26 protein-coding genes are annotated in these 25,716 nt (G+C 71.9%); 19 read left to right on the top strand and 7 right to left on the bottom strand.

From position 1 onward, the window contains the following. Nucleotides 1-47: 47 nt before the first annotated feature. Nucleotides 48-869: an NAD(P)H-binding protein gene (locus SVTN_RS17055; RefSeq protein ID WP_041129874.1), complete on the bottom strand. Its 822-nt coding sequence runs from the start codon at nt 867-869 to the stop codon at nt 48-50. A 123-nt stretch (nt 870-992) separates the two neighbouring features. Here SVTN_RS17055 and SVTN_RS17050 point away from each other — a divergent pair, with 123 nt between their 5' ends. The 5 genes from SVTN_RS17050 to SVTN_RS17030 all read left to right on the top strand — a co-directional run bounded on the left by SVTN_RS17050 (nt 993) and on the right by SVTN_RS17030 (nt 5,525). Continuing rightward, nucleotides 993-1,385: a winged helix-turn-helix transcriptional regulator gene (locus tag SVTN_RS17050; RefSeq protein ID WP_041129873.1), complete on the top strand. Its 393-nt coding sequence runs from the start codon at nt 993-995 to the stop codon at nt 1,383-1,385. Then, nucleotides 1,382-2,503 (top strand): DUF2786 domain-containing protein, encoded by a 1,122-nt coding sequence (locus tag SVTN_RS17045; RefSeq protein ID WP_041133976.1) that lies wholly within the window; start codon nt 1,382-1,384, stop codon nt 2,501-2,503. The genes SVTN_RS17050 and SVTN_RS17045 overlap by 4 nt, the downstream gene beginning before the upstream one ends. A gap of 329 nt (nt 2,504-2,832) precedes the next feature. Then, complete coding sequence (locus tag SVTN_RS17040) at nt 2,833-4,887, top strand: FUSC family protein (RefSeq protein WP_041129872.1); 2,055 nt, start codon at nt 2,833-2,835, stop codon at nt 4,885-4,887. Nucleotides 4,888-4,954: 67 nt separating this feature from the next. Continuing rightward, the gene (rpmG, locus tag SVTN_RS17035) at nt 4,955-5,119 is read left to right on the top strand and encodes a 50S ribosomal protein L33 (RefSeq protein ID WP_041129871.1); all 165 of its coding nucleotides are present in this window, start codon (nt 4,955-4,957) and stop codon (nt 5,117-5,119) included. A gap of 193 nt (nt 5,120-5,312) precedes the next feature. Beyond that, nucleotides 5,313-5,525: a DUF397 domain-containing protein gene (locus tag SVTN_RS17030; protein WP_041129870.1), complete on the top strand. Its 213-nt coding sequence runs from the start codon at nt 5,313-5,315 to the stop codon at nt 5,523-5,525. 67 nt (nt 5,526-5,592) lie between these two features. On the opposite strand, the gene SVTN_RS17025 is transcribed toward SVTN_RS17030, so the two are convergent. After that, nucleotides 5,593-6,090 carry an ATP-binding protein gene (locus SVTN_RS17025; RefSeq protein WP_041129869.1) on the bottom strand — a complete coding sequence of 166 codons (498 nt, stop codon included), beginning with the start codon at nt 6,088-6,090 and terminating at the stop codon, nt 5,593-5,595. A gap of 351 nt (nt 6,091-6,441) precedes the next feature. On the opposite strand from SVTN_RS17025, the gene SVTN_RS17020 reads away from it, so the two are divergent. From SVTN_RS17020 to SVTN_RS16995, 6 genes are all read left to right on the top strand, one after another. Next, nucleotides 6,442-7,314, top strand: coding sequence for a helix-turn-helix domain-containing protein (locus SVTN_RS17020; RefSeq protein ID WP_078908385.1), 873 nt, complete (start codon nt 6,442-6,444; stop codon nt 7,312-7,314). A 62-nt stretch (nt 7,315-7,376) separates the two neighbouring features. Continuing rightward, a complete protein-coding gene (locus tag SVTN_RS17015; protein ID WP_041129868.1) occupies nt 7,377-8,834 on the top strand; it encodes an aldehyde dehydrogenase family protein in 1,458 nt (485 codons plus the stop codon). Nucleotides 8,835-8,907: 73 nt separating this feature from the next. Next, nucleotides 8,908-9,462, top strand: coding sequence for a DinB family protein (locus tag SVTN_RS17010; protein ID WP_041129867.1), 555 nt, complete (start codon nt 8,908-8,910; stop codon nt 9,460-9,462). Between the two features lie 23 nt (nt 9,463-9,485). Next, nucleotides 9,486-10,100 (top strand): PadR family transcriptional regulator, encoded by a 615-nt coding sequence (locus tag SVTN_RS17005; RefSeq protein ID WP_041129866.1) that lies wholly within the window; start codon nt 9,486-9,488, stop codon nt 10,098-10,100. A gap of 102 nt (nt 10,101-10,202) precedes the next feature. Next, on the top strand, nt 10,203-11,159 hold the full coding sequence (locus SVTN_RS17000; RefSeq protein WP_041129865.1) for a daunorubicin resistance protein DrrA family ABC transporter ATP-binding protein: 957 nt from the start codon (nt 10,203-10,205) through the stop codon (nt 11,157-11,159). After that, the gene (locus SVTN_RS16995; protein ID WP_041129864.1) at nt 11,156-11,920 is read left to right on the top strand and encodes an ABC transporter permease; all 765 of its coding nucleotides are present in this window, start codon (nt 11,156-11,158) and stop codon (nt 11,918-11,920) included. The genes SVTN_RS17000 and SVTN_RS16995 overlap by 4 nt, the downstream gene beginning before the upstream one ends. A 19-nt stretch (nt 11,921-11,939) precedes the next feature. Here the strand turns inward: SVTN_RS16995 and SVTN_RS16990 are convergent, their stop codons facing one another. Continuing rightward, nucleotides 11,940-13,223, bottom strand: coding sequence for an ion channel protein (locus tag SVTN_RS16990; RefSeq protein ID WP_041129863.1), 1,284 nt, complete (start codon nt 13,221-13,223; stop codon nt 11,940-11,942). A gap of 125 nt (nt 13,224-13,348) precedes the next feature. Between SVTN_RS16990 and SVTN_RS16985 the strand changes: the two genes are divergently transcribed. After that, nucleotides 13,349-14,110: a MerR family transcriptional regulator gene (locus tag SVTN_RS16985; protein WP_041129862.1), complete on the top strand. Its 762-nt coding sequence runs from the start codon at nt 13,349-13,351 to the stop codon at nt 14,108-14,110. Nucleotides 14,111-14,270: 160 nt separating this feature from the next. Here the strand turns inward: SVTN_RS16985 and SVTN_RS16980 are convergent, their stop codons facing one another. Further along, nucleotides 14,271-14,639, bottom strand: a complete 369-nt coding sequence (locus tag SVTN_RS16980; RefSeq protein ID WP_041129861.1) for a YbjQ family protein — start codon at nt 14,637-14,639, stop codon at nt 14,271-14,273. Between the two features lie 151 nt (nt 14,640-14,790). On the opposite strand from SVTN_RS16980, the gene SVTN_RS16975 reads away from it, so the two are divergent. Then, entirely contained in the window at nt 14,791-15,492 is a 702-nt protein-coding gene (locus tag SVTN_RS16975; protein ID WP_041129860.1) for a DedA family protein, read from the top strand. A 22-nt stretch (nt 15,493-15,514) separates the two neighbouring features. On the opposite strand, the gene SVTN_RS16970 is transcribed toward SVTN_RS16975, so the two are convergent. Next, nucleotides 15,515-17,167 carry a threonine/serine exporter family protein gene (locus tag SVTN_RS16970; protein WP_041129859.1) on the bottom strand — a complete coding sequence of 551 codons (1,653 nt, stop codon included), beginning with the start codon at nt 17,165-17,167 and terminating at the stop codon, nt 15,515-15,517. Nucleotides 17,168-17,281: 114 nt separating this feature from the next. Further along, entirely contained in the window at nt 17,282-17,773 is a 492-nt protein-coding gene (locus SVTN_RS16965) for an inorganic diphosphatase (protein ID WP_041129858.1), read from the bottom strand. 102 nt (nt 17,774-17,875) lie between these two features. On the opposite strand from SVTN_RS16965, the gene dacB reads away from it, so the two are divergent. The 6 genes from dacB (at nt 17,876) to folE (ending at nt 25,212) form a co-directional block, all read left to right on the top strand. Continuing rightward, nucleotides 17,876-19,273, top strand: coding sequence for a D-alanyl-D-alanine carboxypeptidase/D-alanyl-D-alanine endopeptidase (dacB, locus tag SVTN_RS16960; protein ID WP_041129857.1), 1,398 nt, complete (start codon nt 17,876-17,878; stop codon nt 19,271-19,273). A 59-nt stretch (nt 19,274-19,332) separates the two neighbouring features. Beyond that, nucleotides 19,333-20,472, top strand: coding sequence for a zinc-dependent metalloprotease (locus SVTN_RS16955; protein WP_041129856.1), 1,140 nt, complete (start codon nt 19,333-19,335; stop codon nt 20,470-20,472). Nucleotides 20,473-20,710: 238 nt separating this feature from the next. Continuing rightward, the gene (tilS, locus tag SVTN_RS16950) at nt 20,711-21,721 is read left to right on the top strand and encodes a tRNA lysidine(34) synthetase TilS (RefSeq protein WP_041129855.1); all 1,011 of its coding nucleotides are present in this window, start codon (nt 20,711-20,713) and stop codon (nt 21,719-21,721) included. Nucleotides 21,722-21,762: 41 nt separating this feature from the next. After that, a complete protein-coding gene (gene hpt, locus SVTN_RS16945) occupies nt 21,763-22,302 on the top strand; it encodes a hypoxanthine phosphoribosyltransferase (RefSeq protein ID WP_030219931.1) in 540 nt (179 codons plus the stop codon). A gap of 183 nt (nt 22,303-22,485) precedes the next feature. Further along, nucleotides 22,486-24,504 carry an ATP-dependent zinc metalloprotease FtsH gene (gene ftsH, locus SVTN_RS16940; RefSeq protein WP_041129854.1) on the top strand — a complete coding sequence of 673 codons (2,019 nt, stop codon included), beginning with the start codon at nt 22,486-22,488 and terminating at the stop codon, nt 24,502-24,504. 102 nt (nt 24,505-24,606) lie between these two features. After that, complete coding sequence (gene folE, locus SVTN_RS16935) at nt 24,607-25,212, top strand: GTP cyclohydrolase I FolE (RefSeq protein WP_041129853.1); 606 nt, start codon at nt 24,607-24,609, stop codon at nt 25,210-25,212. Nucleotides 25,213-25,233: 21 nt separating this feature from the next. Here the strand turns inward: folE and SVTN_RS16930 are convergent, their stop codons facing one another. After that, nucleotides 25,234-25,716: a DUF3180 domain-containing protein gene (locus SVTN_RS16930; RefSeq protein ID WP_041129852.1), complete on the bottom strand. Its 483-nt coding sequence runs from the start codon at nt 25,714-25,716 to the stop codon at nt 25,234-25,236.

The raw sequence follows: 25,716 nt of genomic DNA, 5'->3' as shown, positions 1-25,716 counted from the left end.
CGCCCCGATCACGACCACCACCGGGCGTCCGGAAGGTAGGGCCAGGCCTACCCCTCCCGTACCGCCTTCACGAACACCTCGAGCGCGTCGAGGGGTTCGCGCCCGCCGAGCAGCGCGCGCAGGTCGCCCTGCGCCACGCCCGTACCGTCCAGGAAGCCGTGGGCGATCGCCGAGTACGTGCTCGCCAGCATCGGCACCTGGAAGGGCACGGCCCCGGACGCGGCGAGAGCGGTGCGGGCCTCCGCGAGCGTGCCGGGGGCGTACTCGGCGCCAAGGGCCGCCGCCAGCTCGGCGCCGCCGAGGGCGCGCTCGCCGACGAGCTCGTACACCCGGTTCCGGTGGGCCGCCGGGTCCGTGGCGACGGAGACGGCGACGTCGGCGAGGTCCGCGCGGGCGACGGCGGCGAGCCGGCCCTCGCCGAGGGGGCCGGTGATGCGGTTGTCCGCGTCGGGGGAGGCGATCCAGGTCAGGAGCTCGGCGTAGAGGCCGTTGCGGAGGATCGTCCAGTCGAGCGCCGTGGACCGCCGGAGCCGCCGCTCGGTCCAGCGGTGCGCGAGCGCGTACGCGAGGTGGTCGCCGTCGCCGGAGAGGCTCGTGTAGACGACGTGCCGGACGCCGGCGGCCTCGGCGGCGGAGATCGCGGCCTCGTGGCGGGCGACGACGACGTCGTCCTCCCCGTACCCGGCGGATATGAGGAGCAGCGTGTCCACGCCGGCGAAGGCCTCGGGGAGCGTCTCCGGCGCGTCGAAGTCGAGTCGGCGGGTGCCGGGAAGGCCGGCGCGGGTGCCGAGGGCGACGTCGTCGCGGCCGGCGAGCCGTTCGGCGACGAGCGAGCCGAGGGCGCCGGAGACGCCGGTGACGAGCAGCATGGAATCCCCCAGGGATCGTGGTGGCTGAGACCATCGAGAGCGATCGAGAGTGATCGAGAGCGATCGAGAGCGATCGAGGATCATCGTGACCGGGCGGACAGGCAGGCGGAAGGAGGCACATTGATGTCAGAGGGGCACACGGAGGTAACCACCGAGCCCTTGGTCAGCTGTGCCGAGGACTGCGGGGTACGGGACGTCCAGGACCGGCTCGGCGACAAGTGGACGGTGCACGTCGTCGTCGAACTCGCCGCCGGGGCACGGCGGTTCAGGGAGCTCCAGCGGCTCGTCACGGGCATCTCGCAGCGGATGCTGACGCTCACCCTGCGCCGTCTGGAGCGCGACGGGCTCGTCTCGCGGACGGTGTACCCGACGACCCCGCCGCAGGTGGAGTACGCGCTGACGGAGACCGGCCACAGCATGACCCACCTCATCAAGCAGCTGATCGACTGGTCGCTCGACCACCGTGCGGTGATCGCCCGGTCGCGCGAGGAATGGGACGCGAGGACGACGGCATGACCGTGATCGACAAGGCCTTCGAGGCGCTGTACGCGAGCGACGACGGCTCCCTCGACACGGCGGCCTCACTCCTCGCCGCCGCGCCGGACGCGGACGCGGAACTGGCGCGGCGGGGCGAGGAGTTCGTACGGACGCTGTGGATACGGGGCTGGCAGCCGGCGGACCTGGTGCGGATGGCACGGCGAGACCTGTCGGACGAGCACGTCCGTCTGCTCTCCGCCCTGATCAGGACGGAGACGGCCGCCTACGAACGCCTCCCGCACCGCTGGCAGGCGCAACTGGACGACCTGGAGGACCTGGGCGCCGGCGCCGCCCGCCCGGCGGACCGCTTCTCGCGGGCGACGACCGTCCTGGAGCTGTACCGGCTGCTGGTCCGGCTGCCGCGCCTCGACGCGGTGGGCCCGGTCCCGGGGGAGGCACTGCCGCCGGCGGCGGCGGGCGAGCCCCGGATGCTGACCCGGATCAGGGCGCTGCTCGCGAAGGCGGAGGCGACGGGGTATCCGGAGGAGGCGGAGGCGCTCACCGCGAAGGCGCAGGAGCTGATGGCCCGGCACAGCCTGGACGAGGCGACGCTCGCGGCGGGCGCGCCGTCCCCGGAGACGCCGGGCGCGATCCGGATCGGGGTGGAGCCGCCGTACGAGCAGGCGAAGGCGATCCTGCTGGACGCGGTGGCGACGGCGAACCACTGCCGGGCGGTGTGGAACGAGGCGTACGGCTTCTCGACGGTGGTCGGCTTCGAGGCGGACCTGGACCCGGTGGAACTGCTGTACACCTCGCTGCTCGTGCAGGGGACGGCGGCGATGACGCGGGCGGAGGCGGAGCAGCGGGCGGGCGGCCGCAAGCGCACGAAGTCCTTCCGGCAGTCCTTCCTCCTGGCGTACGCGAACCGGCTGGGCGCCCGGCTCTCGGCGACGTCCCGCCGCGTGGCGGCCGAGGCCCCGACGCTGCTGCCCGCCCTGGCCTCCCGGGAGGTGGCGGTGGGTGCGCGGACGGACGAACTCTTTCCGGAGACCCGTACGACGCGGGTCAGGGCGGCGTGGGACGAGGCGGGCTGGGCCCATGGCGCGACAGCCGCCGACGCCGCAGGCCTCCACCCGAACCGCCCCCACTTGCCGTAGGACCCCACCCCCCCCGTGTGGGCAATCGTCCCGCAGGGCGGGACGGGTGGGCACACGGGACGGCGCCCTCAGCCGGGCCTAGGCTTCCGCGCCTGGACCCGCACCCCAGTGGCGCCGCACGACGTGGTGCGGGTTCGGGCGCGGGAGCCTCGGGCGCCGGCAGGGCGCGGGTCCGTTGTGCCCACCCTCCCCCAAGCTCTCGGCTTCGCTCGAGCAGGGGGGACCCCCTTGCCCCGGCGGAACGCATGCCCACAACGGGGGCGGCGAGGCGCCGGCCCGGCCCCGCAAAGGCGTGACCGAAATGACCGTTTCGTCGATACGCTCAGCGCATGAGCTGGCTCCGGGCGCTGAAGGAGACCGCCCGCTCCGGCCTCACCACGGAGCGGCGGCGGCTCGAACCCGTCGTCGCGGCCCGCGGCGCCCTCGGCCTGGCCCTCGTCGTCGGCGTCTCCCTCGCCCTCTTCGGCCCCGCCGTCGCCGTCTCCTCCGCCTTCGGCGCCTTCCAGGCGGCCATCGCCACCTTCCAGCGTTCCTGGCGCCCCCGCCCCACCCTCGCCCTCGCCTCCGGCGCGAGCCTCGCCGTGTCGACGTTCCTCGGCTATCTGACCGGGGCCCACACCGCCCTCTTCCTCGCCCTGCTCCTCCTCTGGACGTTCCTGTCCGGCCTCGCCTGGGCCGCGGGTCCGACCGCCGGGATCATCGCCTCCTCCAACGTGGCGATCATGCTGGTGACGGTCACCCTCCCGACCTCCGTCGCCACCGCCGCCGGCCACGCCGCCGTGATCTTCGCGGGCGGTGTCGTCCAGGCGGCCCTGGTCGTGCTCCTCCCGGTCCGCCGCTGGGGCGCCCAGCGCGACGCCCTGGCGGACGCGCTGGCGGCCGAGGCGGACTACGCCCGTCGCCTCCGGCACGACCCGGTCGCCCCGTTCGACCCCGTACCGCTCATGACGGCCCGCAGCGCCGCCGCCGTGACGCCCCGCCAGGCCCGTACCCGCCCGGCGGAGCTGCACGGGGCGCGCGGGCTCGCGGAGCGGATCCGTCCGGTCCTGGCCTCGCTCGCGGACCCGGCGGTCGGCGTGCCGGGGGAGGGGCCGGAGCGGGCCCGGGTGCGGGAGCTGCTCGGCGCGGCGGCCGAGGTCCTGGACGCCGCCGCGCACGCGATCCGGCACGGCGAGCCGGTCGCCCTGCCCCCGCCCGCGCTCGCCGCCCTCCGCACCCCGGACACGGGCGCGATCCTCAAGGGCCCGTCCCGCCGGGCGGCCCTCCGTCTGGCGGCGCTGCTCGGCGACGTCGTGGAGACGGCGGAGCCGCGCACGGAGACCTCGGACGCCCTGAGGACCCGCCCGACCCTCGTCCGTCTCGCGCCGATCGTCCTCACCGAGGTGCGTGCCGAGCTCCGCCCCGGCTCCCCGGTCCTGCGCCATGCGCTCCGGGTGTCCGTGGTCACGGCCGCCGGCTACCTCCTGGGGACGTGGCTCCCGTTCGGCCACGGCTACTGGGCGCCGATGGCCTCGGTGATGGTGATGCGCCCGGACTTCTCGCAGACGTACGCGCGCTCGGTGGCCCGGTTCGGCGGCACCCTGGTCGGGGTGGCGCTCGCGACCGCCGTCGTCCGGGCGGCGCACCCGGGCACGTACCTCTCGGCCGCCCTCGCCGTCCTCTGCGCCTTCGGGATGTACCTGCTGATGCGGACGGGGTACGCGGTCGCCCAGGTCTGCGTCTCCGCGTACGTCGTCTTCCTGCTCGGCATGGAGGGCGCGGGGCTGACCCAGACCGTACGGGAGCGGGTCCTGCTCACCCTCCTCGGCGGGCTCCTCGCGATGCTGTCGTACGCCGTCTACCCGGCCTGGGAGACGCCCCGGCTGCGCGGCCTGCTCGCGGACTGGCTGGCCTCGGTCGGCGCGTACGCGGCGGTCGTCGCCGCGCGGTACGCCGATCCGGCCGGGCCGGCCGGCCCCGACGTGCGGGAGGCGCTCCTGAGGACCCGCGCGGCCCGGGTCGCCTGGCAGGAGGCGGTGGCCCGGGCGACCCACGAACCGGTCCGGCACCGGGGGCTCTCGCACGCGGCGGTGGAGGAGGCCGAGCACGCGCTCGCGGAGTTCGGCCGGGTGGTGATGCTCCTGGAGGCGCACCTGCCGGAACGCGGCGCCCCGCCCCTGCCCGCCGCCGCGACCCTCGCCGAGGCCCTGCGGCGGTCGACGGCGCGGGGCGCGAAGGAGGTGCGGGAGCGCAGGGTGCCGCACTGGGACGACCTGCGGGAGACGCTCGCCGCCTGGTCCGCCGAGCCACCGGAGCACTTCCTGATCCACAAGGGGGCCGTCCTGCTCCTGGAGACCCTGGAGGAGCTCACGACGGCCCTGACGGAGTCGACACGGGCCGGGTGACGTACGTCTCCGGGCACCCCCGGAGATTTATTGGCAATGGGATTCGTTTTCGTTTACCCTTCGCGGCATGGCACGCAATGAGCTCCGCCCCGTCGTCAAGCTCCGTTCCACCGCTGGAACCGGATTCACCTACGTCACCCGCAAGAACCGCCGCAACGATCCCGACCGTCTCAGCCTGCGCAAGTTCGACCCGGTCGCCGGCCGGCACGTCGACTTCCGCGAGGAGCGCTGAACGAGAAGCGCTGAACGGGACGGCTAACCCGCCAGTAGAACTCTCCGTCGCGTAGCCGCTACGCCACCCCCCGTGCACGTGCATCTGCTCCTGCATCTGCATATGAACACAGCTATGATCCGAGGAAGTTGACACCTGCACCAAGCAACTCGGGGAGCTACCAGTGCATCATGCGCATCACGCGTACAACGGCATGGCGGCCACGGAGCTGCGAGGAGTCGTGTGGCAGAAGAGCCGGCACAGCAACTCCCAGGGATCCTGCGTGGAGTTCGCCAAGCTCCCGGGGGGCGACGTCGCCGTGCGCAACTCGCGCCACCCCGAAGGGCCCGCGCTCGTCTACACGCCCGCGGAGATAGAAGCGCTCCTGCTGGGCGTCAAGGACGGAGAGTTCGACCACCTGGTCTGAAGACGCGAGAAGGGCCCCGACGGTTTCCGTCGGGGCCCTTCCGGCATTCCCTGTACTACTCCGGGTACTACTCCGGTCCGATCCGGAACAGCGCCCACACCACCTTGCCCTGGAGCGTGCCGGCCAGCGGGTGCCAGCCCCAGCTGTCGCTGAACGAGTCCACCAGGAACAGGCCGCGCCCCGACTCGGCGGCGAAGTCCTCCTCGCCGCCGCGCGCCTCCGGGCTCTCCCGGCTGGGGTCGCGCACGGCGCACACCAGGCGCGAGGCCCAGCGCATCAGGTGCAGCCGGACCGGCGGGTTCTGGCCTTCCTCCTGGGGCGCGTCGGCGGGCACCGCGTGACGCAGCGCGTTGGTGACGAGCTCGGAGACGACCAGGGCCACGTCGTCGAAGCGCTCCGTCAGTTCCCAGCGGTCGAGCGTGGTGCTGGTGAACTTGCGGGCCCCGCGCACGGCTTCGTACCGGGCGGGCAGGGCGCAGGAGGCGGAGGTGGAGACGGCGCCGGGATCGATCGGCGGCAGGCCCTGCCGTAACGGCTCGAGCACGGTCGATCCATTCGTCCCCATGCGAGGCACTCCCGGGAATCGCGACTGTGGTGCGACAACACGACAACACGAACGAGTACGCGGCTGCGCGGGCTCCATGGTTCCGAATGCGTGCACTGGATGCAAGGGCAGATGCACGTGCACGCGCCGGACCTGTCCGGCCACGTGCCGAATCTGTGCATAAGTCGTCCACACGATGAGGGGAACTTCCCTGGATCTGCGCGCACTGTGCCCGCGATGTGCCCGCACTGTGCGCCTCGATGCCCGGAACTCGCCGCCTTTCCGTAATCGAATGTGTACGCGCTGAAGCGTTTGATGGCAGAATCCGGGGCTCGACGGGGGCTCGACACCGTAAAGGGGAGGCGAAGAGCCGTGACCGCAGGCGAATCGAGCGGAGCGAGCGGGAGCGTGGTGCGGCGCATCCTGCTGGGCTCCCAGCTGAGGCGGTTGCGCGAGTCGCGCGGGATCACCCGCGAGGCGGCCGGATATTCCATCCGCGCGTCCGAATCCAAGATCAGCCGTATGGAGTTGGGACGGGTGAGCTTCAAGGCCAGGGACGTCGAGGATCTGCTCACCCTCTACGGGGTCGGGGACGAGAACGAGCGCGGCGCGCTCCTCGGACTCGCCCGCGAGGCCAACGTCGCCGGCTGGTGGCACAGCTTCGGCGACGTCCTGCCCGGCTGGTTCCAGACGTACATCGGCCTGGAGGGCGCCGCCTCCCTCATCCGCGTCTACGAAGTGCAGTTCGTCCACGGCCTGTTGCAGACCGAGGCGTACGCCCAGGCCGTCGTCACCCGGGGCATGCCCGACGCCCCGCGCGCCGAGATCGACCGCCGGGTCGCCCTGCGCCTGGAGCGCCAGAAGGTCCTCGTCTCCGAGCGCGCCCCGCAGTTCCACGCCGTCCTCGACGAGGCCGCGCTGCGTCGCCCCTACGGCGACCGGTCGGTCATGCAGGGGCAGTTGAGGCATCTCATCGAGATCTCCGAACACCCGGGCGTCACGCTCCAGATCATGCCCTTCAGCTTCGGCGGTCACGCCGGCGAGAGCGGCGCCTTCACGATGCTGAGCTTCCCCGAGTCCGACCTCTCCGACATCGTCTACCTCGAACAGCTCACCAGCGCCCTCTACCTCGACAAGCGCGAGGAGGTCGCCCAGTACCAGCGGGTGATGGAGAAGCTCCAGAAGGACGGTCCGGATCCGGCCGAAAGCCGTGATCTCCTCCGGGGACTCCTCCAACTCTCCTGATACATCAGTACGATGACGCCACATCAGTCGCACTGCAGGTAGCGGGTAGAGGGGTCTCCACCATGTCGCACTTCACCGACCTGGCCCACCAGTACATCGACGGCGAGTGGAAGCCCGGCAGCGGTTCGTGGGACATCATCGACTTCAACCCGTACACCGGGGAGAAGCTCGCGTCGATCACCGTCGCCACCGCCGACGAGGTCGACCGCGCCTACCGGGCCGCCGAGCGCGCCCAGACCGCGTGGGCCGAGACCAACCCGTACACGCGCCGGCTCGTCTTCGAGCGCGCGCTGCGGATCGTCGAGGACCGCGAGGAGGAGATCGCCGAGACGATCGTCGCCGAGCTCGGCGGCACCCGTCTCAAGGCGGCCTTCGAGCTGCACCTCGCCAAGGAGTTCCTGCGCGAGGCGATCCAGCTGGCGCTGCGCCCCGAGGGCCGCATCCTGCCCTCGCCGGTCGACGGCAAGGAGAACCGGGTCTACCGCGTCCCGGTCGGCGTCGTCGGCGTCATCTCCCCCTTCAACTTCCCCTTCCTCCTCTCGATCAAGTCGGTCGCGCCCGCGCTCGCGCTCGGCAACGCCGTCGTCCTCAAGCCGCACCAGAACACCCCGATCTGCGGCGGCACGCTGGTCGCGAAGGTCCTGGAGGAGGCCGGTCTGCCGGCCGGCCTGCTGAACGTCGTCGTCACCGACATCGCCGAGATCGGCGACGCGCTCCTGACCCACCCGGTCCCGAAGGTCATCTCCTTCACCGGCTCCGACAAGGTCGGCCGCCACGTCGCCACGGTCTGCGCGCAGAACTTCAAGCACGCCGTCCTCGAACTCGGCGGCAACAGCGCCCTGATCGTCCTCGACGACGCCGACGTCGACTACGCGGTGGACGCGGCCGTCTTCAGCCGCTTCGTGCACCAGGGCCAGGTCTGCATGGCGGCCAACCGCATCCTGGTGGACCGCACCCTGGAGGAGGAGTTCACCGAGAAGTTCGTGGCGAAGGTGAAGACCCTGCGCGTCGGCGACCCGGCCGACCCCGCCACCCACATCGGTCCCCTCATCAACTCCCAGCAGGCGGAGTCCGTCGCCGCGGTCGTCGACCAGACGGTGGCGGCCGGCGCGACGGCGCTGCTGCACGGCACGGTCGAGGGCAACCTCGTCTCCCCGTCCGTCCTCACCGGCATCGCCGCCGACGCCCCGGTCCTGAGCCAGGAGATCTTCGGCCCGGTCGCGCTGGTCATCCCCTTCGACGGCGAGGAGGAGGCCGTACGGATCGCCAACGACACCCCGTACGGGCTCAGTGGCGCCGTCCACACCGGGGACGTCGAGCGGGGCGTACGGGTCGCCAAGCGCATCCACACCGGCATGATCCACATCAACGACGGCACCGTGCACGACGAGCCGATCGTGCCCTTCGGCGGCGAGAAGCACTCCGGCGTGGGACGGCTCAACGGCGACGCGATGGTGGAGTCCTTCACCACCCAGAAGTGGATCTCGATCCAGCACGGCCGGAGCCGGTTCCCCTTCTAGGACAGTATCTGTCCGCAAGTCTCCGTAGCGTGGTGGTTGTCGAAAGAAGCCACAGCTACGTAAGGCGGACACCATGGTTGCCCTTGTTCCCGCGGAGGCCCCCGGCGACGAGCGCGGTGCGTTCCTCAACTTCGTCGAGGCCCAGCGCGCCGCGCTCCGCCGCTCGCTCCTCGGACTCACCGAGGAGCAGGCGGCGAGCCGCCCCAGCGCCAGCGAACTCAGCCTCTCCGGGCTGGTCAAGCACGTCGCCGAGGTGGAGCTGAACTGGCTGCGGCTGGCCCAGGAGCAGCCGAACGAGCGGCAGCGCACGGAGGAGACCTGGGGCGAGGCCTTCCGTCTCGTGGACGGGGAGTCGATCCCCGAGGTCCTCGCGTTCTGGGAGGACGTGGCGAAGCAGACCGAGGTGTTCGTCCGCTCCGTGCCGAGCCTGGACGACACCTTCCCGCTGCCGCCCGCGCCCTGGTTCCCGAAGGACGGGCGGGTCTCGGTCCGCTGGATGCTGCTGCACCTGGTCCAGGAGATGGGCCGGCACGCCGGCCACGCGGACATCGTCCGCGAGTCCCTGGACGGCAAGGGCTCCTTCGACCTGATCGCCGAGGAGAACGCGGGGCAGAACGCCCCCGCTTAATCAAGGCTGCCTAACATCGGGGCATGTCAGCGATCCGACTTCTCGTCCTGGGCGCGGTCAAGCAGCACGGCCGCGCCCACGGCTACCAGGTGCGCAACGACCTGGAGTACTGGGGCGCGCACGAGTGGTCCCACGCCAAGCCCGGCTCGATCTACCACGCACTGAAGCAGATGGCGAAGCAGGGGCTGCTGCACGCGCACGAGGTCGCGCCGAGCGCCGTGGGCGGGCCGCCGCGCGTCGAGTACGAACTGACGGAGGCCGGTACGGAGGAGTACTTCGCGCTGCTGCGCGAGGCGCTGACCACGTACGACCAGAAGACGGACGTCCTGTCGGCGGCGATCGGCTTCATGGTGGACCTGCCCCGCGCGGAGGCCGCGGAGCTGCTGCGCCGGCGGGTGGCGGCGCTCGACGAGTGGCGGGCGGCGGTCACGGAGTACTACACGCCGGAGGGCGGCCCGGAGCAGCTCGGGCACATCGGCGAGATCATGCACATGTGGGTCCACTCGGCGGACGCGGGCAAGGAGTGGACGCTCGGCCTGATCGAGCGGATCGAGGGCGGGGCGTACGTGTTCGCGGGCGAGGGCGACCCCTTCGTGGGGGTCCTCGCGGAGGGCCAGGAGAACCCGTACGCGAGCTGATCGGCGAGCTAATCAAGTTTGATTAATTCCCCGGAAGGGCATACCGTCCCCTGTCGTCGACTGCTAGTCAAACTTGACTATGGGTTTTTCGGGAGGAGACGGATGACATCGGAGGCTGTCCTCGTGGAGGGCGCGCGGAAGCGGTACGGGGAGAAGGACGCCCTGGACGGGCTCGACCTCGCCGTCGGGCGGGGCACCGTCCACGGCCTGCTGGGCCCCAACGGAGCGGGCAAGACCACGACCGTACGGATCCTGGCCACCCTGCTGCGGCACGACGAGGGCCTGGTGCGGGTCGCGGGCCACGACGTACGGACCGGGGCCCGGGAGGTGCGGCGGCGGATCGGGCTGCTCGGCCAGCACGCCGCCCTCGACGAGGAGCTGGGCGGCCGGCAGAACCTGGAGATGTTCGGCAGGCTCCACCACCTGGGCGCCCGGCGCGCCGGCACCCGGGCCGACGAGCTCCTGGAGCGCTTCGGCCTCGGGGACACCGGCCGCAAGCCCGTCCGGCAGTACAGCGGCGGCATGCGACGGCGGCTCGACCTGGCCGCCTCGCTGATCACCGAGCCGGAGGTGCTCTTCCTCGACGAGCCGACCACCGGACTCGACCCACGCGGGCGCATGGAGGTCTGGGACTCGGTGCGTTCCCTGGTCGGCGGGGGCACGACCGTCCTGCTCACCACGCAGTACCTGGAGGAGGCCGACCGGCTCGCCGATCGGATCTCGGTCGTGGACCGGGGAAGGGTCGTCGCCGACGGCACGCCCGACGCGCTCAAGGCGCGCGTGGGCGCCGACCGCATCGACGTGGTCGTCCGGGACGCGGCCCGGCTGGACGAGGCGGCCGGGCTGCTGCCCGTGCCGCGCGCGGAGGTCGGCGTGGACCCCGACGCGCGGCGGCTCAGCGCTCCGGTGACGGACCGGATGGGCACGCTCGCCGAGACCGTACGGGCGCTCGACGCGGCCGGGATCGAGGCGGAGGACATCGCCCTGCGGCGGCCGACGCTCGACGAGGTGTTCCTGCATCTGACGGCGCATGCGCAGGCGAAGGAGGTCGCGGCATGAGCGCGGCGTACGCGGTGAGCGACTGCTGGACCATGACCCGGCGCGAACTCGCCCACTGGGCGCGGCAACCGGTGCAGGTCCTGGTCGGGCTCGTCTTCCCGGTGATGCTGCTGCTGATGTTCGGCTATCTGGTCGGCGGCGGGCGGACCGTCGACGGCGACTACGTCGACTACCTGGTGCCCGGGATGCTCACCCTGACCATGGTCTTCGGCCTCGAAGGCACGATGACGGCGGTGACGCGGGACCTGGACAAGGGCGTGATCGACCGCTTCCGGTCCATGCCGATGACCGACGGGGCCGTGCTCGTGGGAAGGGCGGCCGCCGACATGCTCCAGTCGGCGCTGGGGCTCCTGGTGATGGTCGGCGTGGGGTACGCGATCGGCTGGCGGGCCGAGGGCGGCGCCGGGGCGGCCCTCGGGGCGCTCGGACTGCTGCTCCTGCTGCGCTTCGCGATGCTGTGGATCGGGATCTTCCTGGCCCTGGTCGCGGGGCGGGCGGAGCTGGTGCAGGCCGTGCAGATCCTGGTCTGGCCGGTCGGCTTCCTCTCCAACGCCTTCGCCTCGCCGGACTCGATGCCGGGCTGGCTCGGGACGGTCGTGGAGTGGAACCCGATGTCGGCGACCGCGACGGCGGTGCGCGAGCTCTTCGGCAACCCGGGCGGCGAGCCGGGGCACGTCACGGCGGCGGTGGTGTGGCCGCTGGTGCTCCTCGTGCTCTTCTTCCCGCTGGCGGTACGGAGGTTCGGGCGGCTCGGGAAGTAGCCGACTCGGGGCGAGGGGGTCAGCGCAGGGCCTTGCCCTGGTGGTCGAGTTCGAGCTGGGGGCGGCCGGTGACGATCAGCCAGGCGGGGAGCGAGGCCAGGCAGAGGAGGGCGAGCATCGCGGGGGAGGAGGCCAGGACCGCGCCGGTGAAGAGGCTGATCCAGCCCTGCCGGGTGGTGGCGAGCAGGACGCCGAGGACGGCGGAGGAGACGGCGACGGCCGGGTGGACCTCGGGGACGAGGGCCTGGACGAACAGCCCGAAGGCGGCGCCGATGAAGACGGCCGGGAAGATCCGGCCGCCCCGGAAGCCGCAGGAGGCGGCGACGACGAGGGCGAGGAGTTTGACGACGGCGAACTTGGCGAGCTCGCCGGAGGACCAGCCGCCGACCCCGGCGGCGAGGTCCTTGGTCTCCGCCAGGCCCTTGAACAGGGTCAGGTGCCCGCCGAGGGCGCCCAGGAGGCCGAGGAGGAGGCCGCCGAGGGGCAGCATCAGCATGGGGTGCCGCAGCCGCCGGAAGGCGGCGTGGACGTGGGGGAAGAGGTAGCAGGAGCCGAGGCCGAAGACGGCCGCGGCGGAGGCGATGACCAGAGCGGCGAGGAGGTCGCCGTAACCGGGGTCGGTGAGGGGCGGGAGCCCCACGTCGAAGCTCGGCTCGGCGAGCAGCTGGGTGGTCGTCGCGCCGGCGCCGGCCGCCACGAGCGGGGCGAAGAGCCGGTCCCAGAGGGAGCCTCGGCCCGGTTGCGCGGTCAGGGCCTCGGAGAGGACGAGGGCGGCCGCCACCGGGGTGCCGAAGAGGGCGCCGATGGTGCCGGCCGAGGCGAGCGCGACCCAGGCCGCGCCGGGCACCACGGGGGCCACCTTGCTGCCGAGCCAGAAGGCGAGGGCGATGTTGGCGGCGATGATCGGGTTCTCGGGGCCGAGGCTGACGCCGCCGGCCAGCGAGAGGGTGCTCGCGACGAGGAGTCCCGGCACCACGCCCGGGGCGAGCGGTGCCCCGCCGAGCCCCTCGGAGGCCGGGTCGGGTCCGGCGTGTCCGGGCACCTTCCAGATGACGAGGCCCACGGCGACGCCTGTCGCCGTGAGCATGATGATCATCCAGAGGGAGGAGTAGTTCCCGATGCCGAGCGCGTCCGGCAGGTCGTTCCAGAGCACGTGCTGGAACTCCTCGGCGAGGGTGCTGATCCCGAGGAACAGCAGGCTCGCCCCCACGCCGACGAGGAGCGCGGGGAGGATCTGGGGGAGCAGGAGCCGGGCGGACGCCTCCACGGGAGCGGCGGGAGACGGAGCATGATCGGTGGCCACCGCCCCACCATATGTGAGCAAAACGGACGCAACATCCCGAGTGGTGCCAGGGACGGGACTTGCACCTCACGTCGCGTCAGGACCCAGGCTGAACGGCGTACCGACAGAGAAGGGGCGGACGGCCGATGGGCTACTCCGTGGGACAGGTGGCCGGCTTCGCCGGGGTCACGGTGCGCACCCTGCACCACTACGACGCGATCGGGCTGCTCTCGCCGGGCGGCCGCAGCACGGCGGGTCACCGCCGTTACGACGACGCGGACCTCGACCGGCTCCAGCAGATCCTGTTCTACCGGGAGCTCGGCTTCCCCCTCGAAGAGGTCGCCGTCCTCCTCGACGACCCGGGCGCCGACCCGCAGGAGCACCTGCGGCGGCAGCACGCGCTGCTGACCGAGCGGATCGGGGAGCTCACGAGGATGGCGGCGGCCGTCGAGCACGCCATGGAGGCGAAGAAGATGGGCATCAACCTCACGCCCGAGGAGAAGTTCGAGGTCTTCGGGGAGAAGGACCCCGAGCGATACGCGGAGGAGACCGCCCGCCGCTGGGGCGGCTCCCACTCCCACGAGCAGGCCCGGGCGCGTGCCGCCGGGTACGGCAAGGAGGAGTGGCAGCGGATGAAGGACGAGGTGGACGCCTGGGGCGCCGCCTACGCCGCCCTGATGGCCGGGGGCGCGGAGCCGGGGTCCGAGGAGGCGATGGACCTCGCCGAGGCCCACCGCCGCCACCTCACCGCCTGGTTCTTCGAGTGCCACCCGAGGACCCACGTGGAGCTCGCCGAGATGTACGTCGCCGACGAGAACTTCCACGCGTTCTACGAGTCGATCCACCCGGGCCTCCCCGAGCACCTGAGGGAGGCCATCCGGGCGAACGCCGCACGACAGGCGGCCTGACGCCGGGCGACCCGACGAAAGGCCCGGCCGAAGCAGCCTCGGGCGTACGGCCCTGACCGAGGGTCCGGCAGAAGCAGCCTCGGGCGTACGGCCCTGACCGAGGGCCCGGCAGAAGCAGCCTCAGGAGTACGGCCCTGACCGAGGGCCCGGCAGAGCGGCCTCAGGCGCGCGGCCCGATCACCACCGCCGTGCCGTACGCGCACACCTCCGTGCCGACGTCCGCCGCTTCCGTCACGTCGAAGCGGAACATCAGCACGGCGTTCGCGCCGCGCGCCTTGGCCTGCTCCACCAGCCGCTCCATCGCCTGGTTGCGGGTCTGCACCAGGGTCTTCGTCAGACCCTTCAGCTCGCCGCCGATCATCGACTTCAGGCCCGCGCCGATCTGGCTGCCCAGGTGGCGGGAGCGGACGGTGAGCCCGAAGACCTCACCGATCACCTGCCGGACCTCGTAGCCCGGCACGTCGTTCGTCGTCACGACCAGCACGTCGGGGTGCGGCCCCTGGCCGCCCCCGTACTCGTCGATGCCCATCGGCATGCACCTCCTGACCCCCAAGCCTCGGGCCGGCGGGCCGGGCCCGCATCCCGTGGGGGCCGGGTGGAACCGGGCGCCTCCGGCCCGCGTTGATAGCTTGGGGCCAGTCGTCCCCCAAGCCCCCACCGACCGCAGGAGCCCGGAACCCGTGAACACGCTTGCCCTCGGACCGAGCTGGCTGGATCCGGACTATCTGATCGGGACCTTTGGTCTGATCGGGGTCCTGGTCATCGTCTTCGCCGAGTCCGGCCTCCTCATCGGGTTCTTCCTGCCCGGCGACTCGCTGCTCTTCACCACCGGCCTGCTCGTCACCACCGGCAAGATGGACAAGCCGCTGTGGCTGGTGTGCACCCTGGTGGTGGCCGCCGCCGTCCTCGGCGACCAGGCCGGCTACCTCTTCGGCCGCAAGGTCGGCCCGGCCCTCTTCACGCGCCCCGACTCCAAGCTGTTCAAGCAGGAGAACGTCGAGAAGGCGCACGAGTTCTTCGAGAAGCACGGCCCGAAGTCGCTCGTCCTGGCCCGCTTCGTCCCCATCGTCCGGACGTTCACGCCGATCATCGCGGGCGTGAGCAGGATGAGCTACCGCTCGTTCCTCGTCTTCAACCTCATCGGCGGCCTGCTGTGGGGCGCGGGCGTGACCCTCCTCGGCGCCTCCCTCGGCAACGTCGAGTTCGTCCACAAGCACATCGAGATGATCCTCGTCGGGATCGTCCTGATCTCCGTGATCCCGGTCGCGATCGAGCTCCTCCGGGCCCGTTCCCAGGCGAAGAAGAACCCGCCGCACAGCGACCACGACGCCCCCGGCGTCCCGAACCCGCAGGCTCCCCGCGGCCGCCACGCCAAGCGCTAGGGCCTGTCTTTCGGATCAGGGCTTAGAAGCCCCTCGTCCGCTTCGCGGCGCGGCGGGCCGCCGCCGCGCCCGGGGCCTGCATGAAGAGGCGGGCCAGCTCGCTCCCCAGGTTCACGCCGATCGCGATCGCCAGGGCCAGCGCCGCCGCCTTCGCCAGCGAGGCGAAGCCCTGGTCCAGATTGTTCTGGGCGATCGCGAGCACCCCGAAGTACGTCGCGGAACCGGGCAGCAGCGGCCCGATCGCCGCCGTCACGTACGGCAGCGACGAGGTGTGGTGGTAGCGGGCGATCAGCTGCCCGAAGAGGCCCACCAGACCGGCCGCCACCGCCGTCGCCATCACCGCCGAGCCCCCGGCGGTCACCGAGATCGACGCGTAGACCACCCACGCCACCCCGCCGTTGAGCGTCGCGAACAGCACCGTCGGCCGCGACTGCTGCAGCAGGATCGCGAAGGTCGCGCACAGCACCATCGACGCCAGGATCTGCACGACCGGCCGCTCCACCGGCCGCAGCACCCCCTCCGGGTTCAGCTCCGCGTGGAACTGCACCGCGATGTACAGCACCGACAGCACGCCGACCACGATCGCGACGAAGAAGTACGCGACCTCCAGGAGCCGGGCCGAGGCCGTGATGTAGAAACCGGTCAGCCCGTCCTGCACGGCCGCGACGAGCGCCCGCCCCGGGATCAGCGCGAACAGGCCACCGGTGATCACCGCCGACGGACGCAGGTCCGCGTGCAGCAGCGTCAGGAGCACCCCCATCGCCGCCGGCGGCATCGCCGCCACCAGGAACTGGTAGAACTCCGGCATCCCGCGCCCCGCGAACAGCCACGCGAGCCGGTCGCCGAGGATCGCGCCGAGCGCCGCCACGAAGAAGACCGTGGCACCGCCGCCGAGGAGCACCGAGGCCGCACCGGCCAGGACGCCCGCCGCCGCCGTCAGGACCCAGCCCGGGTACGGGTGCCGGTTCCGCCGGATCTCCGCGAGCCGCCGGTACGCCTCCTCGGGCGTCACCTCGTGCGCCTGCGCGTTGATGTCCGAAAGCAGCTGGTACACGGCCGCGAGCCGCGTGTAGTCCGTGCCCCGGCGGCGCACCGTCCGGTTCGCCGTGATCGGGTCGTCCACGAGCGAGGGCTGGTAGGTGACGGACAGCAGGGTGAAGGTGACCGTCGGCTCGACCCGGTCCAGACCGTACGAGCGGCAGATCGCGAACATCGCCGCCTCGACGTCCTCCGCGCCCTCACCGCCCGCGAGCAGCAGCTCGCCGATGCGCAGGGTCAGGTCGAGCACGCGCGGCACCGAGGGCCCGGGCTCGTCCTCCTTGCGCGCCGCCTCCGGCACCGGCCGCTCACCCACCGGCAGCCGCAGCATCGTCCGCATCCGGTCCTGCCACGGCGCGTCCTGCGGGAGCCGCACCAGCGACACCCCGTACGCCGGGGTGAAGGCGGGCGGCGAGTCCTTCGTCGAGTACGTGGCCGGCGGGGCGAACGCGGAACCCTCGGGCTCCGGCGGCGGCTCCGGCGTCAGGCCCGGCGGAAGGGCGAACTCGGAGGTCGGATGGTCCTCCTCGGGCGGCGCGGGCTGCTCCACCCCCGCCGGCGGGACGAACGCGCTCCGCGCCTCGTCCGACTGCGGCTTCCGGTCCTCAGGAGCACCGTCCTCCGGCTCCGCCACCACTCTCTCCGCCTCATCCCCGGGGAATCCTGGATTCCAGTATGAAGGTGCGACGGATGTACGAAAGGCGGTGCACCCCAAGAGGTGCACCGCCTTCACACGACCGCGAGAACGGGCTCAGTGGCCGCCCTGCTCCTTGAAGCGCGCGTACGACTTCTGGATCTCTTCCTCGGCCTCGGCGCGGCCGACCCAGTCGGCGCCCTCGACCGACTTGCCCGGCTCCAGGTCCTTGTAGACCTCGAAGAAGTGCTGGATCTCCAGGCGGTCGAACTCGGCCACGTGGTGGATGTCCCGCAGGTGCTCCATGCGCGGGTCCGTCGCCGGCACGCACAGCAGCTTGTCGTCGCCGCCGGCCTCGTCCGTCATGCGGAACATGCCGATGACGCGGCACTTGATCAGGCAGCCCGGGAACGTGGGCTCGTCGAGGATGACGAGCGCGTCCAGCGGGTCGCCGTCCTCGCCGAGGGTGTTCTCGACGTAGCCGTAGTCGGTCGGGTAGGCCGTCGACGTGAAGAGGCGACGGTCCAGGCGGATGCGACCGGTCTCGTGGTCGACCTCGTACTTGTTCCGCGATCCCTTCGGGATCTCGATGAGAACGTCGAACTCCACGGGTGGCTCCTCCTGAATCAACACAAGTGAATGCTCGCGACGACGCGCGGTGATTAAGTGTCCCTCACGCACGTGTGTGATCGCGAAAGGGGCTGGTCAGCAATGCCGGAGCCGAGGACGTGGCAGTTCACGGCGGGCTCCGCCGCCCTCGGTCTCGTCCTGGCCGCCGCCGCGGTGACCGCGGCCGGACCATGGGACGGAGGCCAGCGTACGGCCGAGCGGGCCCGCGCCGCCGCCCCCGCGGCGGGTGGCACACGTCACGCCCCGCCCCCGGCCCCCGCCGCGCCCCGCCGCCCCGCGCCCGCCCCCAGCGCCCCCGGCGTCCTCACCGCCCTGCACGCCCCGGCCCCCGCCGCACGCCCCGCCGACCTCGCCGCCGTCCTCGTGCCGCTCCTCGCCGACCCCGGCCTCGGCCCGCTCCGTACCGCCTCCGTCGTCGACACCGCCACCGGGAAGCAGCTGTACGGCGAGGGCGCCGGCACCCCCATGACCCCCGCCTCCACCGTCAAGATCGCCACCACCGCGGCCGCGCTCTCCGCCCTCGGCCCCGACCACCGCATCCCCACCACCGTCACGGCCACCCCCGACGGCACCGGCGTCACCCTCACCGGCGGCGGCGACCCCACGCTCGACCCCGCCCGCCTGGGGGCCCTCGCCGCCGACACCGCCCGCGCCCTCAAGGCCCGCGGCCACACCTCCGTACGCCTCGCCTACGACACGAGCCTCTACCGGGGCCCCGCCCTCCACCCCATCGGCCCCAACGACAACATCGCCCCCGTCGTCGCCCTCATGACCCGCGAAGGACGCCTCGACGACAGCCGCAGCGGACCCGCCCCCCGCACCGCCGACCCGGCCCTCGACACCGCCACCGCCTTCGCGGACCTCCTCACCCGGGCCGGAATCAAGATCACCGGCGCCCCCGCACCCGGCCGCACCCCCCAGGCCGCCCCCCTCGCCCGCACGTACTCCGACCCCCTCGCCGACCTCGTCGAGCGCACCCTCACGAACAGCGACAACGACCTCGCCGAGGCCCTCGCCCGGCAGACCGCCCTCGCCCGCAAGCAGCCCGCGAGCTTCCAGGGCGCCGAGAAGGCCGTACGCGACGAACTCACCCGGCTCGGCGCCCCCGTCGCCGGCGCCCGCTTCGCCGACGGCAGCGGACTCGACCGCCGCGACCGCGTCTCCGCCGCCCTCCTCACCGGACTCCTCACCCGAGCGGCCGACCCCGCCCGGCCCGCCCTGCGCCCCCTCCTCACCGGACTCCCCGTCGGCGGCTTCACCGGCACCCTCGCCAACCGCTACGACACCGCCCCCGCAGGACTCGGCCTCATCCGCGCCAAGACCGGCACCCTCACGGGCGTCAACACCCTCGCCGGCACCGTCGTCACCCCCGACGGACGCCTCCTCGCCTTCGCGTTCCTCGCCGGCCGCACCCTCTCCCCGTACGAGGCGCAGCCCGCCCTCGACCGGCTCTCCGCCGCCCTCGCGGGCCGGAAGTGATCACACGCGCCCCCCTTCGAACCCTCACCGAACAGGCGCCGAGCCCGTACGGTTGACGCATGACGAGCATCGGTGGCGCAGGCACATCCGGGATGGTCGACTGGAACCTCGCGGTCGCGACCGCGACCCGCCTCGTGCGGCCCGGACCCGAAGTCAGCAGCGACGAGGCCCGCGAGGTCGTCGCCGAACTCCGCAGACACGCCAAGGCCTCCGAGGAACACGTCCGCACCTACACCCGGATGATCCCCGAGGGCGCCGAACCGCACGACACCCCCGTCCTCGTCGTCGACCGCGCCGGCTGGATCAAGGCCAACGTCGCCGGCTTCCGCGAACTCCTCACCCCCCTCCTCGGCAAGATGCAGGAACGCCGTTCCGGCAACGCCGGCAGCGCCGTCCTCGGCGCCTTCGGCGGCAAGGTCACCGGCGTCGAACTCGGCATGCTGCTCTCGTTCCTCGCCTCCCGCATCCTCGGCCAGTACGAGACCTTCGCCCCCGCCACCCGCGACCTCCCCGCCGGGGCGAACGGCGGCGGACGCCTCCTCCTCGTCGCCCCCAACATCGTCCACGTCGAACGCGAACTCGAAGTCTCCCCGCACGACTTCCGGCTCTGGGTCTGCCTCCACGAGGAGACCCACCGCACCCAGTTCACCGCCGTCCCCTGGCTCCGCGACCACCTCCAGGGCGAGATCCAGTCGTTCCTCGCCGCCACCGACGTCGACCCCGGCACGGTCGTCGAACGCCTCCGCGAAGCCGCCCAGACCCTCGCCGGCGGCCGCCCCGAAGGCGAGGAGGGCGAACCCGCCCCCTCCCTCGTCGAACTCGTCCAGACCCCCGAACAGCGCGAGATCCTCGGCCGCCTCACCGCCGTCATGTCGCTCCTCGAAGGCCACGCCGACTACGTCATGGACGGCGTCGGACCCCAGGTCGTCCCCTCCGTCGCCGAGATCCGCGAGAAGTTCCAGGCCCGCCGCGCCCGCGGCGCCTCCCGCCTCGACCTCGCCCTGCGCAGGCTCCTCGGCCTCGACGCCAAACTCCGCCAGTACCGCGACGGCGAGCGCTTCGTCCGCGCCGTCGTCGACCAGGTCGGCATGGACGGCTTCAACCGGATCTGGACCTCGCCCAACACGCTCCCCACCAAGACCGAGATCGCCGCCCCCGCCGACTGGATCGCGAGGGTGCACCGCAAGGCGGACTCCTGAGAGAGGGCGCACCGTAAGGCAGACTCCTGAGACAGGAGCGGCACACGACACCGGAACACGTCAGAACACCCCACCAATCACCCATCCGAGGGACCCTGGGCATGGGGTGAGGCGTGCAATGCTCGGGTAACGGCCGGGTTTCTGTCACCATCGACGCACTCTGAGTGACCGAACCCCCCTTTCCGACCGTTAAGACTCCGACCGAGGCACCCCACCCCCATCACGAAGGGAACCGGACATGGGTCCCCATCCTGCGGTCGCGGCGATACGCCTGGCGGTCCGCCGCGTACTCCACGACGTCATCACCGACCACACCACCGGCCACGCCACCGGCGACGAACCGCTGGTGCTCGTCGCCTGCTCCGGAGGCGCCGACTCCATGGCACTCGCCTCCGCCCTCGCCTTCGAGGCCCGCAAACTCCCCGTGCGCGCCGGTGGCATCACCGTCGACCACGGCCTCCAGGACGGCTCCGAGACCCGGGCCGCCGAGGTCGCCGGACGCATGACCGCCCTCGGCCTCACCCCCTCCGAGGCCGTCGCCGTCACCGTCGGCCGCGAAGGCGGACCCGAGGCCGCCGCCCGCGACGCCCGGTACGCCGCCCTCGACGCCGCCGCCGAGCGCCACGGCGCCACCGCGGTCCTCCTCGGCCACACCCGCGACGACCAGGCCGAGACCGTCCTCCTCGGCCTCGCCCGCGGCTCCGGCATCCGCTCCCTCTCCGGCATGGCCGCCGTCTCCGGCACCTCCGGCCGCTACCGGCGCCCCTTCCTCCAGCTCGACCGCCAGACCGTCCGCAAGGCCTGCATCGCCCAGGAACTCGCCGTCTGGGACGACCCCCACAACAGCGACCCCGCCTACACCCGCTCCCGGCTCCGCCACGAGGGCCTTCCCGCCCTCGAGAAGGCCCTCGGCAAGGGCGTCGTCGAAGCCCTCGCCCGAACGGCCCAGCTCTCCCGCGACGACGCCGACGCCCTCGACACCTGGGCCGCCGACGCCGAGACCGCCGTACGCGACGAGGCGGGCGCCCTCGAATGCGCCAAGCTCTTCGGGCTGCCCCCCGCCGTACGCCGCCGCGTCCTGCGCCGCGCCGTCATCGCCGAGGGCGCCCCCGCCGGCTCCCTCTTCGCCCGCCACATCGAAGAAGTCGACCGGCTCATCACCGGATGGCGTGGTCAGGGGGCCATCAACCTGCCCGGCCGAGTCGAAGCCCGCCGCCAGGGTGGCAGACTGGTCATCCGGCAAGGCTGACGCACGCTGCAACGAAAGTGACCCGGGTGAACGAGAAGGACATGGGCACCGACCTCCAGTCGGTGCTCATCACCAAGGAAGAGATCGACGCCAAGCTGGCAGAGCTGGCCGCGAAGATCGACGCGGAATACGCGGGCAAGGACCTGCTCATCGTCGGTGTCCTCAAGGGCGCCGTGATGGTGATGGCGGATCTGGCTCGCGCCCTGTCCACCCCCGTCACCATGGACTGGATGGCCGTCTCCTCGTACGGCGCCGGCACCCAGTCCTCGGGCGTCGTCCGCATCCTCAAGGACCTCGACACCGACATCAAGGGCAAGCACGTCCTGATCGTCGAGGACATCATCGACTCCGGCCTGACCCTGTCCTGGCTGCTGTCGAACCTCGGCTCCCGCGAGCCCGCCTCCCTCGAGGTGTGCACCCTCCTGCGCAAGCCGGAGGCCGCGAAGGTCGCCATCGACGTCAAGTGGATCGGCTTCGACATCCCCAACGAGTTCGTCGTCGGCTACGGCCTCGACTACGCCGAGAAGTACCGGAACCTTCCGTTCGTCGGCACGCTCGCCCCGCACGTCTACGGCGGCTGACACCGCGGCCGGGACCTCGGCCCCACGGGGAACCCGCACCGCCTTCCCTCCGTTGAACCACGGGAAGGCGGTCGCGGGCGACGATGCTGAGGTACCGTCCGAAGAACAGCTTTTTCACACAGCAGCTCTCACAGCAGCATTTTCCTACGGGCAGGAGGGACGGAGCGTACTCGCTCCGTATGGATGGACGTGAAGCGATACTTCCGTGGGCCGGTCATGTGGATCGTGCTGGCCGTCCTCGCCGTGGTCGTGCTGATGCAGGTCGTCGGCTCGTCCGAGGGCTACAAGACGGTGGACACCGGCCAGGTCGTCCAGGCGATCGACAAGAACCAGGTCAAGCAGGCAAGACTCACCACCGGTGACGAGCAGATCATCAAGATCGACCTCGTCGACGGCCAGAAGATCGACAAGGCCGACAAGGTCCAGGCCAGCTACATCGGCACCCAGGGCGCGGACCTCGCCGACAAGCTCCAGGAGAAGTTCGAGGCCGGGCAGATCGAGAAGGGCTACACCGTCTCCCCGACGAAGCAGTCGCCCTTCGTCTCGATCCTGCTCTCGCTCCTCCCCTTCGTCCTCATCGTGGTCGTCTTCCTCTTCCTGATGAACCAGATGCAGGGCGGCGGCTCCCGCGTCATGCAGTTCGGCAAGTCCAAGGCGAAGCTCATCACCAAGGACACGCCGAAGACCACGTTCGCCGACGTCGCCGGCTCGGACGAGGCCGTCGAGGAACTCCACGAGATCAAGGAATTCCTCCAGGAGCCCGCCAAGTTCCAGGCCGTCGGCGCCAAGATCCCCAAGGGCGTCCTGCTCTACGGCCCGCCCGGAACCGGCAAGACGCTCCTCGCGCGCGCCGTCGCCGGCGAGGCCGGCGTGCCGTTCTACTCGATCTCGGGCTCCGACTTCGTCGAGATGTTCGTCGGCGTCGGCGCCAGCCGCGTCCGCGACCTCTTCGAGCAGGCCAAGGCCAACGCTCCCGCGATCGTCTTCGTCGACGAGATCGACGCCGTCGGACGCCACCGCGGCGCCGGCCTCGGCGGCGGCCACGACGAGCGCGAGCAGACCCTCAACCAGCTCCTCGTCGAGATGGACGGCTTCGACGTCAAGGGCGGCGTGATCCTCATCGCCGCCACGAACCGCCCCGACATCCTCGACCCGGCGCTCCTGCGCCCCGGCCGCTTCGACCGGCAGATCGCCGTCGACCGCCCGGACATGCAGGGCCGTCTGGAGATCCTCAAGGTCCACCAGAAGGGCAAGCCGGTCGCCCCGGACGTCGACCTCGGCGCCGTCGCCCGTCGCACCCCCGGCTTCACCGGCGCGGACCTCTCCAACGTCCTCAACGAGGCGGCGCTCCTCACCGCCCGCGGCGACCAGAAGCTGATCGACAACAAGGCCCTGGACGAGGCGATCGACCGTGTGGTCGCGGGCCCGCAGAAGCGGACCCGGATCATGTCGGACAAGGAGAAGAAGATCACCGCGTACCACGAGGGCGGCCACGCCCTCGTCGCGGCGGCCTCGCCCAACGCCGACCCGGTCCACAAGATCACGATCCTGTCCCGCGGCCGGGCCCTGGGCTACACCATGGTCCTCCCGGACGAGGACAAGTACTCGACCACCCGCAACGAGATGCTCGACCAGCTGGCGTACATGCTGGGCGGCCGTGCGGCGGAGGAACTGGTCTTCCACGACCCGACCACCGGCGCCGCCAACGACATCGAGAAGGCCACCGCCACGGCCCGCGCGATGGTCACCCAGTACGGCATGACCGAGAGGCTCGGCGCCATCAAGTTCGGCGGCGACAACTCCGAGCCCTTCCTCGGCCGTGAGATGGCGCACCAGCGCGACTACTCGGAAGAGGTCGCCGCGCTGGTCGACGAAGAGGTCAAGAAGCTCATCGAGACCGCGCACAACGAGGCCTGGGAGATCCTGGTCGAGAACCGCGACGTCCTCGACAACCTGGTCCTCGCCCTCCTGGAGAAGGAGACGCTGGGCAAGGAGGAGATCGCCGAGATCTTCGCCCCCATCGTCAAGCGCCCGGCCCGCCCGGCCTGGACCGGTTCGGCCCGCCGTACCCCCTCCACCCGCCCGCCGGTCCTCTCCCCCAAGGAGCTGGCCCTGACGAACACCGCCAACGGCACGGCGACCCCGGCGGTGGACACCACCAAGGGCATCGACATCGCCCCGGTGGACACCCCCGAGGACTGACCGCCCCGGCACCCCCGGAATGGAAGCCGCGCCCCCACAGGTTCTAGCCTGTGGGGGCGCGGCTCTTTCGCGCATACACAGTCAGACGGAACGAGGCACAGGATGACCGACCCGGTGACGCTGGACGGCGAGGGCACGATCGGCGAGTTCGACGAGAAGCGCGCCGAGAACGCCGTACGAGAGCTCCTCATCGCGGTCGGCGAGGACCCGGACCGCGAGGGCCTGCGGGAGACGCCGGCGCGGGTGGCGCGGGCGTACAAGGAGATATTCGCGGGCCTGTGGCAGCAGCCCGAGGACGTCCTGACGACCACGTTCGACCTGGGCCACGACGAGATGGTGCTGGTCAAGGACATTGAGGTGTACTCGACATGTGAGCACCACCTCGTCCCGTTCCGCGGGGTCGCCCACGTCGGGTACATCCCGTCCACGTCGGGCAAGATCACGGGTCTGTCGAAGCTGGCCCGGCTGGTGGACGTCTACGCCCGCCGCCCCCAGGTGCAGGAGCGGCTCACCACGCAGGTGGCGGACTCGCTGATGGAGATGCTGGAGCCGCGCGGCGTCATCGTGGTCTTCGAGTGCGAGCACATGTGCATGTCGATGCGGGGCATCCGCAAGCCCGGCGCGAAGACCATCACCTCGGCCGTCCGTGGTCAGCTGCGCGACCCCGCGACCCGCGCCGAGGCGATGAGCCTCATCATGGCGCACTGAGCCGTACGACGGAGCGGTACCTCAGGCCCGGGCCTTGCCCGGGCCTTCGTCGTCGTCCTCCGGGAGCTTGCAGACCCGCTCCAGGAAGAGGGCGGCGGCGACGACTCCGATGCCCGCCACGACCGAGAGGGCCGCGTAGAGGGCCTGGTCGCGGCGGGCGGGGATGTCGAGGGAGCCGAGGAGGAAGACGCCCGTGCCGCCGTACATGCCGGCGACGAGGGCGGCGACCAGGGCGCTCGCCTGGCCGAAGACCACCGCGCGGGCCGCCATCAGGGGTTCGACGCCCTTGGCGCCGGGGCGGCGCTCGCGCTGGGCCTTGAGGCGGACGCGGATCGAGAGGGCGGTCGCGGTGAGGATGACGGCGATCACGGCGAGGACGATGGGCGCGGCGATCGGCACGCTGGGGAGGGTGCCGACGGCGTCCCAGAGCCGGGCGGCGCCCCAGGAGAGGATGCCGGCGACCAGGAACAGTCCGGTGAGTACCTTCAGCCGCAGTTGTTTCAC

It is taken from the genome of Streptomyces vietnamensis (assembly GCF_000830005.1).
Taxonomy (GTDB): Bacteria; Actinomycetota; Actinomycetes; order Streptomycetales; family Streptomycetaceae; genus Streptomyces; species Streptomyces vietnamensis.
Note: the sequence above shows the minus strand (reverse complement) of the source record. Positions and strands in the feature narration are given on the sequence as shown.

Coding starts and splice junctions, on each gene's coding strand:
- SVTN_RS17005 (WP_041129866.1), top strand. CDS start 9,486: ATGTCAGCGATCCGACTTCTCGTCCTGGGCGCGGTCAAGCAGCACGGC.
- SVTN_RS17000 (WP_041129865.1), top strand. CDS start 10,203: ATGACATCGGAGGCTGTCCTCGTGGAGGGCGCGCGGAAGCGGTACGGG.
- ftsH (WP_041129854.1), top strand. CDS start 22,486: ATGGACGTGAAGCGATACTTCCGTGGGCCGGTCATGTGGATCGTGCTG.
- hpt (WP_030219931.1), top strand. CDS start 21,763: ATGGGCACCGACCTCCAGTCGGTGCTCATCACCAAGGAAGAGATCGAC.
- SVTN_RS17050 (WP_041129873.1), top strand. CDS start 993: ATGTCAGAGGGGCACACGGAGGTAACCACCGAGCCCTTGGTCAGCTGT.
- SVTN_RS17045 (WP_041133976.1), top strand. CDS start 1,382: ATGACCGTGATCGACAAGGCCTTCGAGGCGCTGTACGCGAGCGACGAC.
- tilS (WP_041129855.1), top strand. CDS start 20,711: ATGGGTCCCCATCCTGCGGTCGCGGCGATACGCCTGGCGGTCCGCCGC.
- SVTN_RS17010 (WP_041129867.1), top strand. CDS start 8,908: ATGGTTGCCCTTGTTCCCGCGGAGGCCCCCGGCGACGAGCGCGGTGCG.
- SVTN_RS16995 (WP_041129864.1), top strand. CDS start 11,156: ATGAGCGCGGCGTACGCGGTGAGCGACTGCTGGACCATGACCCGGCGC.
- SVTN_RS17015 (WP_041129868.1), top strand. CDS start 7,377: ATGTCGCACTTCACCGACCTGGCCCACCAGTACATCGACGGCGAGTGG.
- SVTN_RS16955 (WP_041129856.1), top strand. CDS start 19,333: ATGACGAGCATCGGTGGCGCAGGCACATCCGGGATGGTCGACTGGAAC.
- SVTN_RS17025 (WP_041129869.1), bottom strand. CDS start 6,090: ATGGGGACGAATGGATCGACCGTGCTCGAGCCGTTACGGCAGGGCCTG.
- SVTN_RS17040 (WP_041129872.1), top strand. CDS start 2,833: ATGAGCTGGCTCCGGGCGCTGAAGGAGACCGCCCGCTCCGGCCTCACC.
- dacB (WP_041129857.1), top strand. CDS start 17,876: ATGCCGGAGCCGAGGACGTGGCAGTTCACGGCGGGCTCCGCCGCCCTC.
- SVTN_RS17030 (WP_041129870.1), top strand. CDS start 5,313: ATGGCGGCCACGGAGCTGCGAGGAGTCGTGTGGCAGAAGAGCCGGCAC.
- SVTN_RS16985 (WP_041129862.1), top strand. CDS start 13,349: ATGGGCTACTCCGTGGGACAGGTGGCCGGCTTCGCCGGGGTCACGGTG.
- folE (WP_041129853.1), top strand. CDS start 24,607: ATGACCGACCCGGTGACGCTGGACGGCGAGGGCACGATCGGCGAGTTC.
- SVTN_RS16980 (WP_041129861.1), bottom strand. CDS start 14,639: ATGGGCATCGACGAGTACGGGGGCGGCCAGGGGCCGCACCCCGACGTG.
- SVTN_RS17055 (WP_041129874.1), bottom strand. CDS start 869: ATGCTGCTCGTCACCGGCGTCTCCGGCGCCCTCGGCTCGCTCGTCGCC.
- rpmG (WP_041129871.1), top strand. CDS start 4,955: ATGGCACGCAATGAGCTCCGCCCCGTCGTCAAGCTCCGTTCCACCGCT.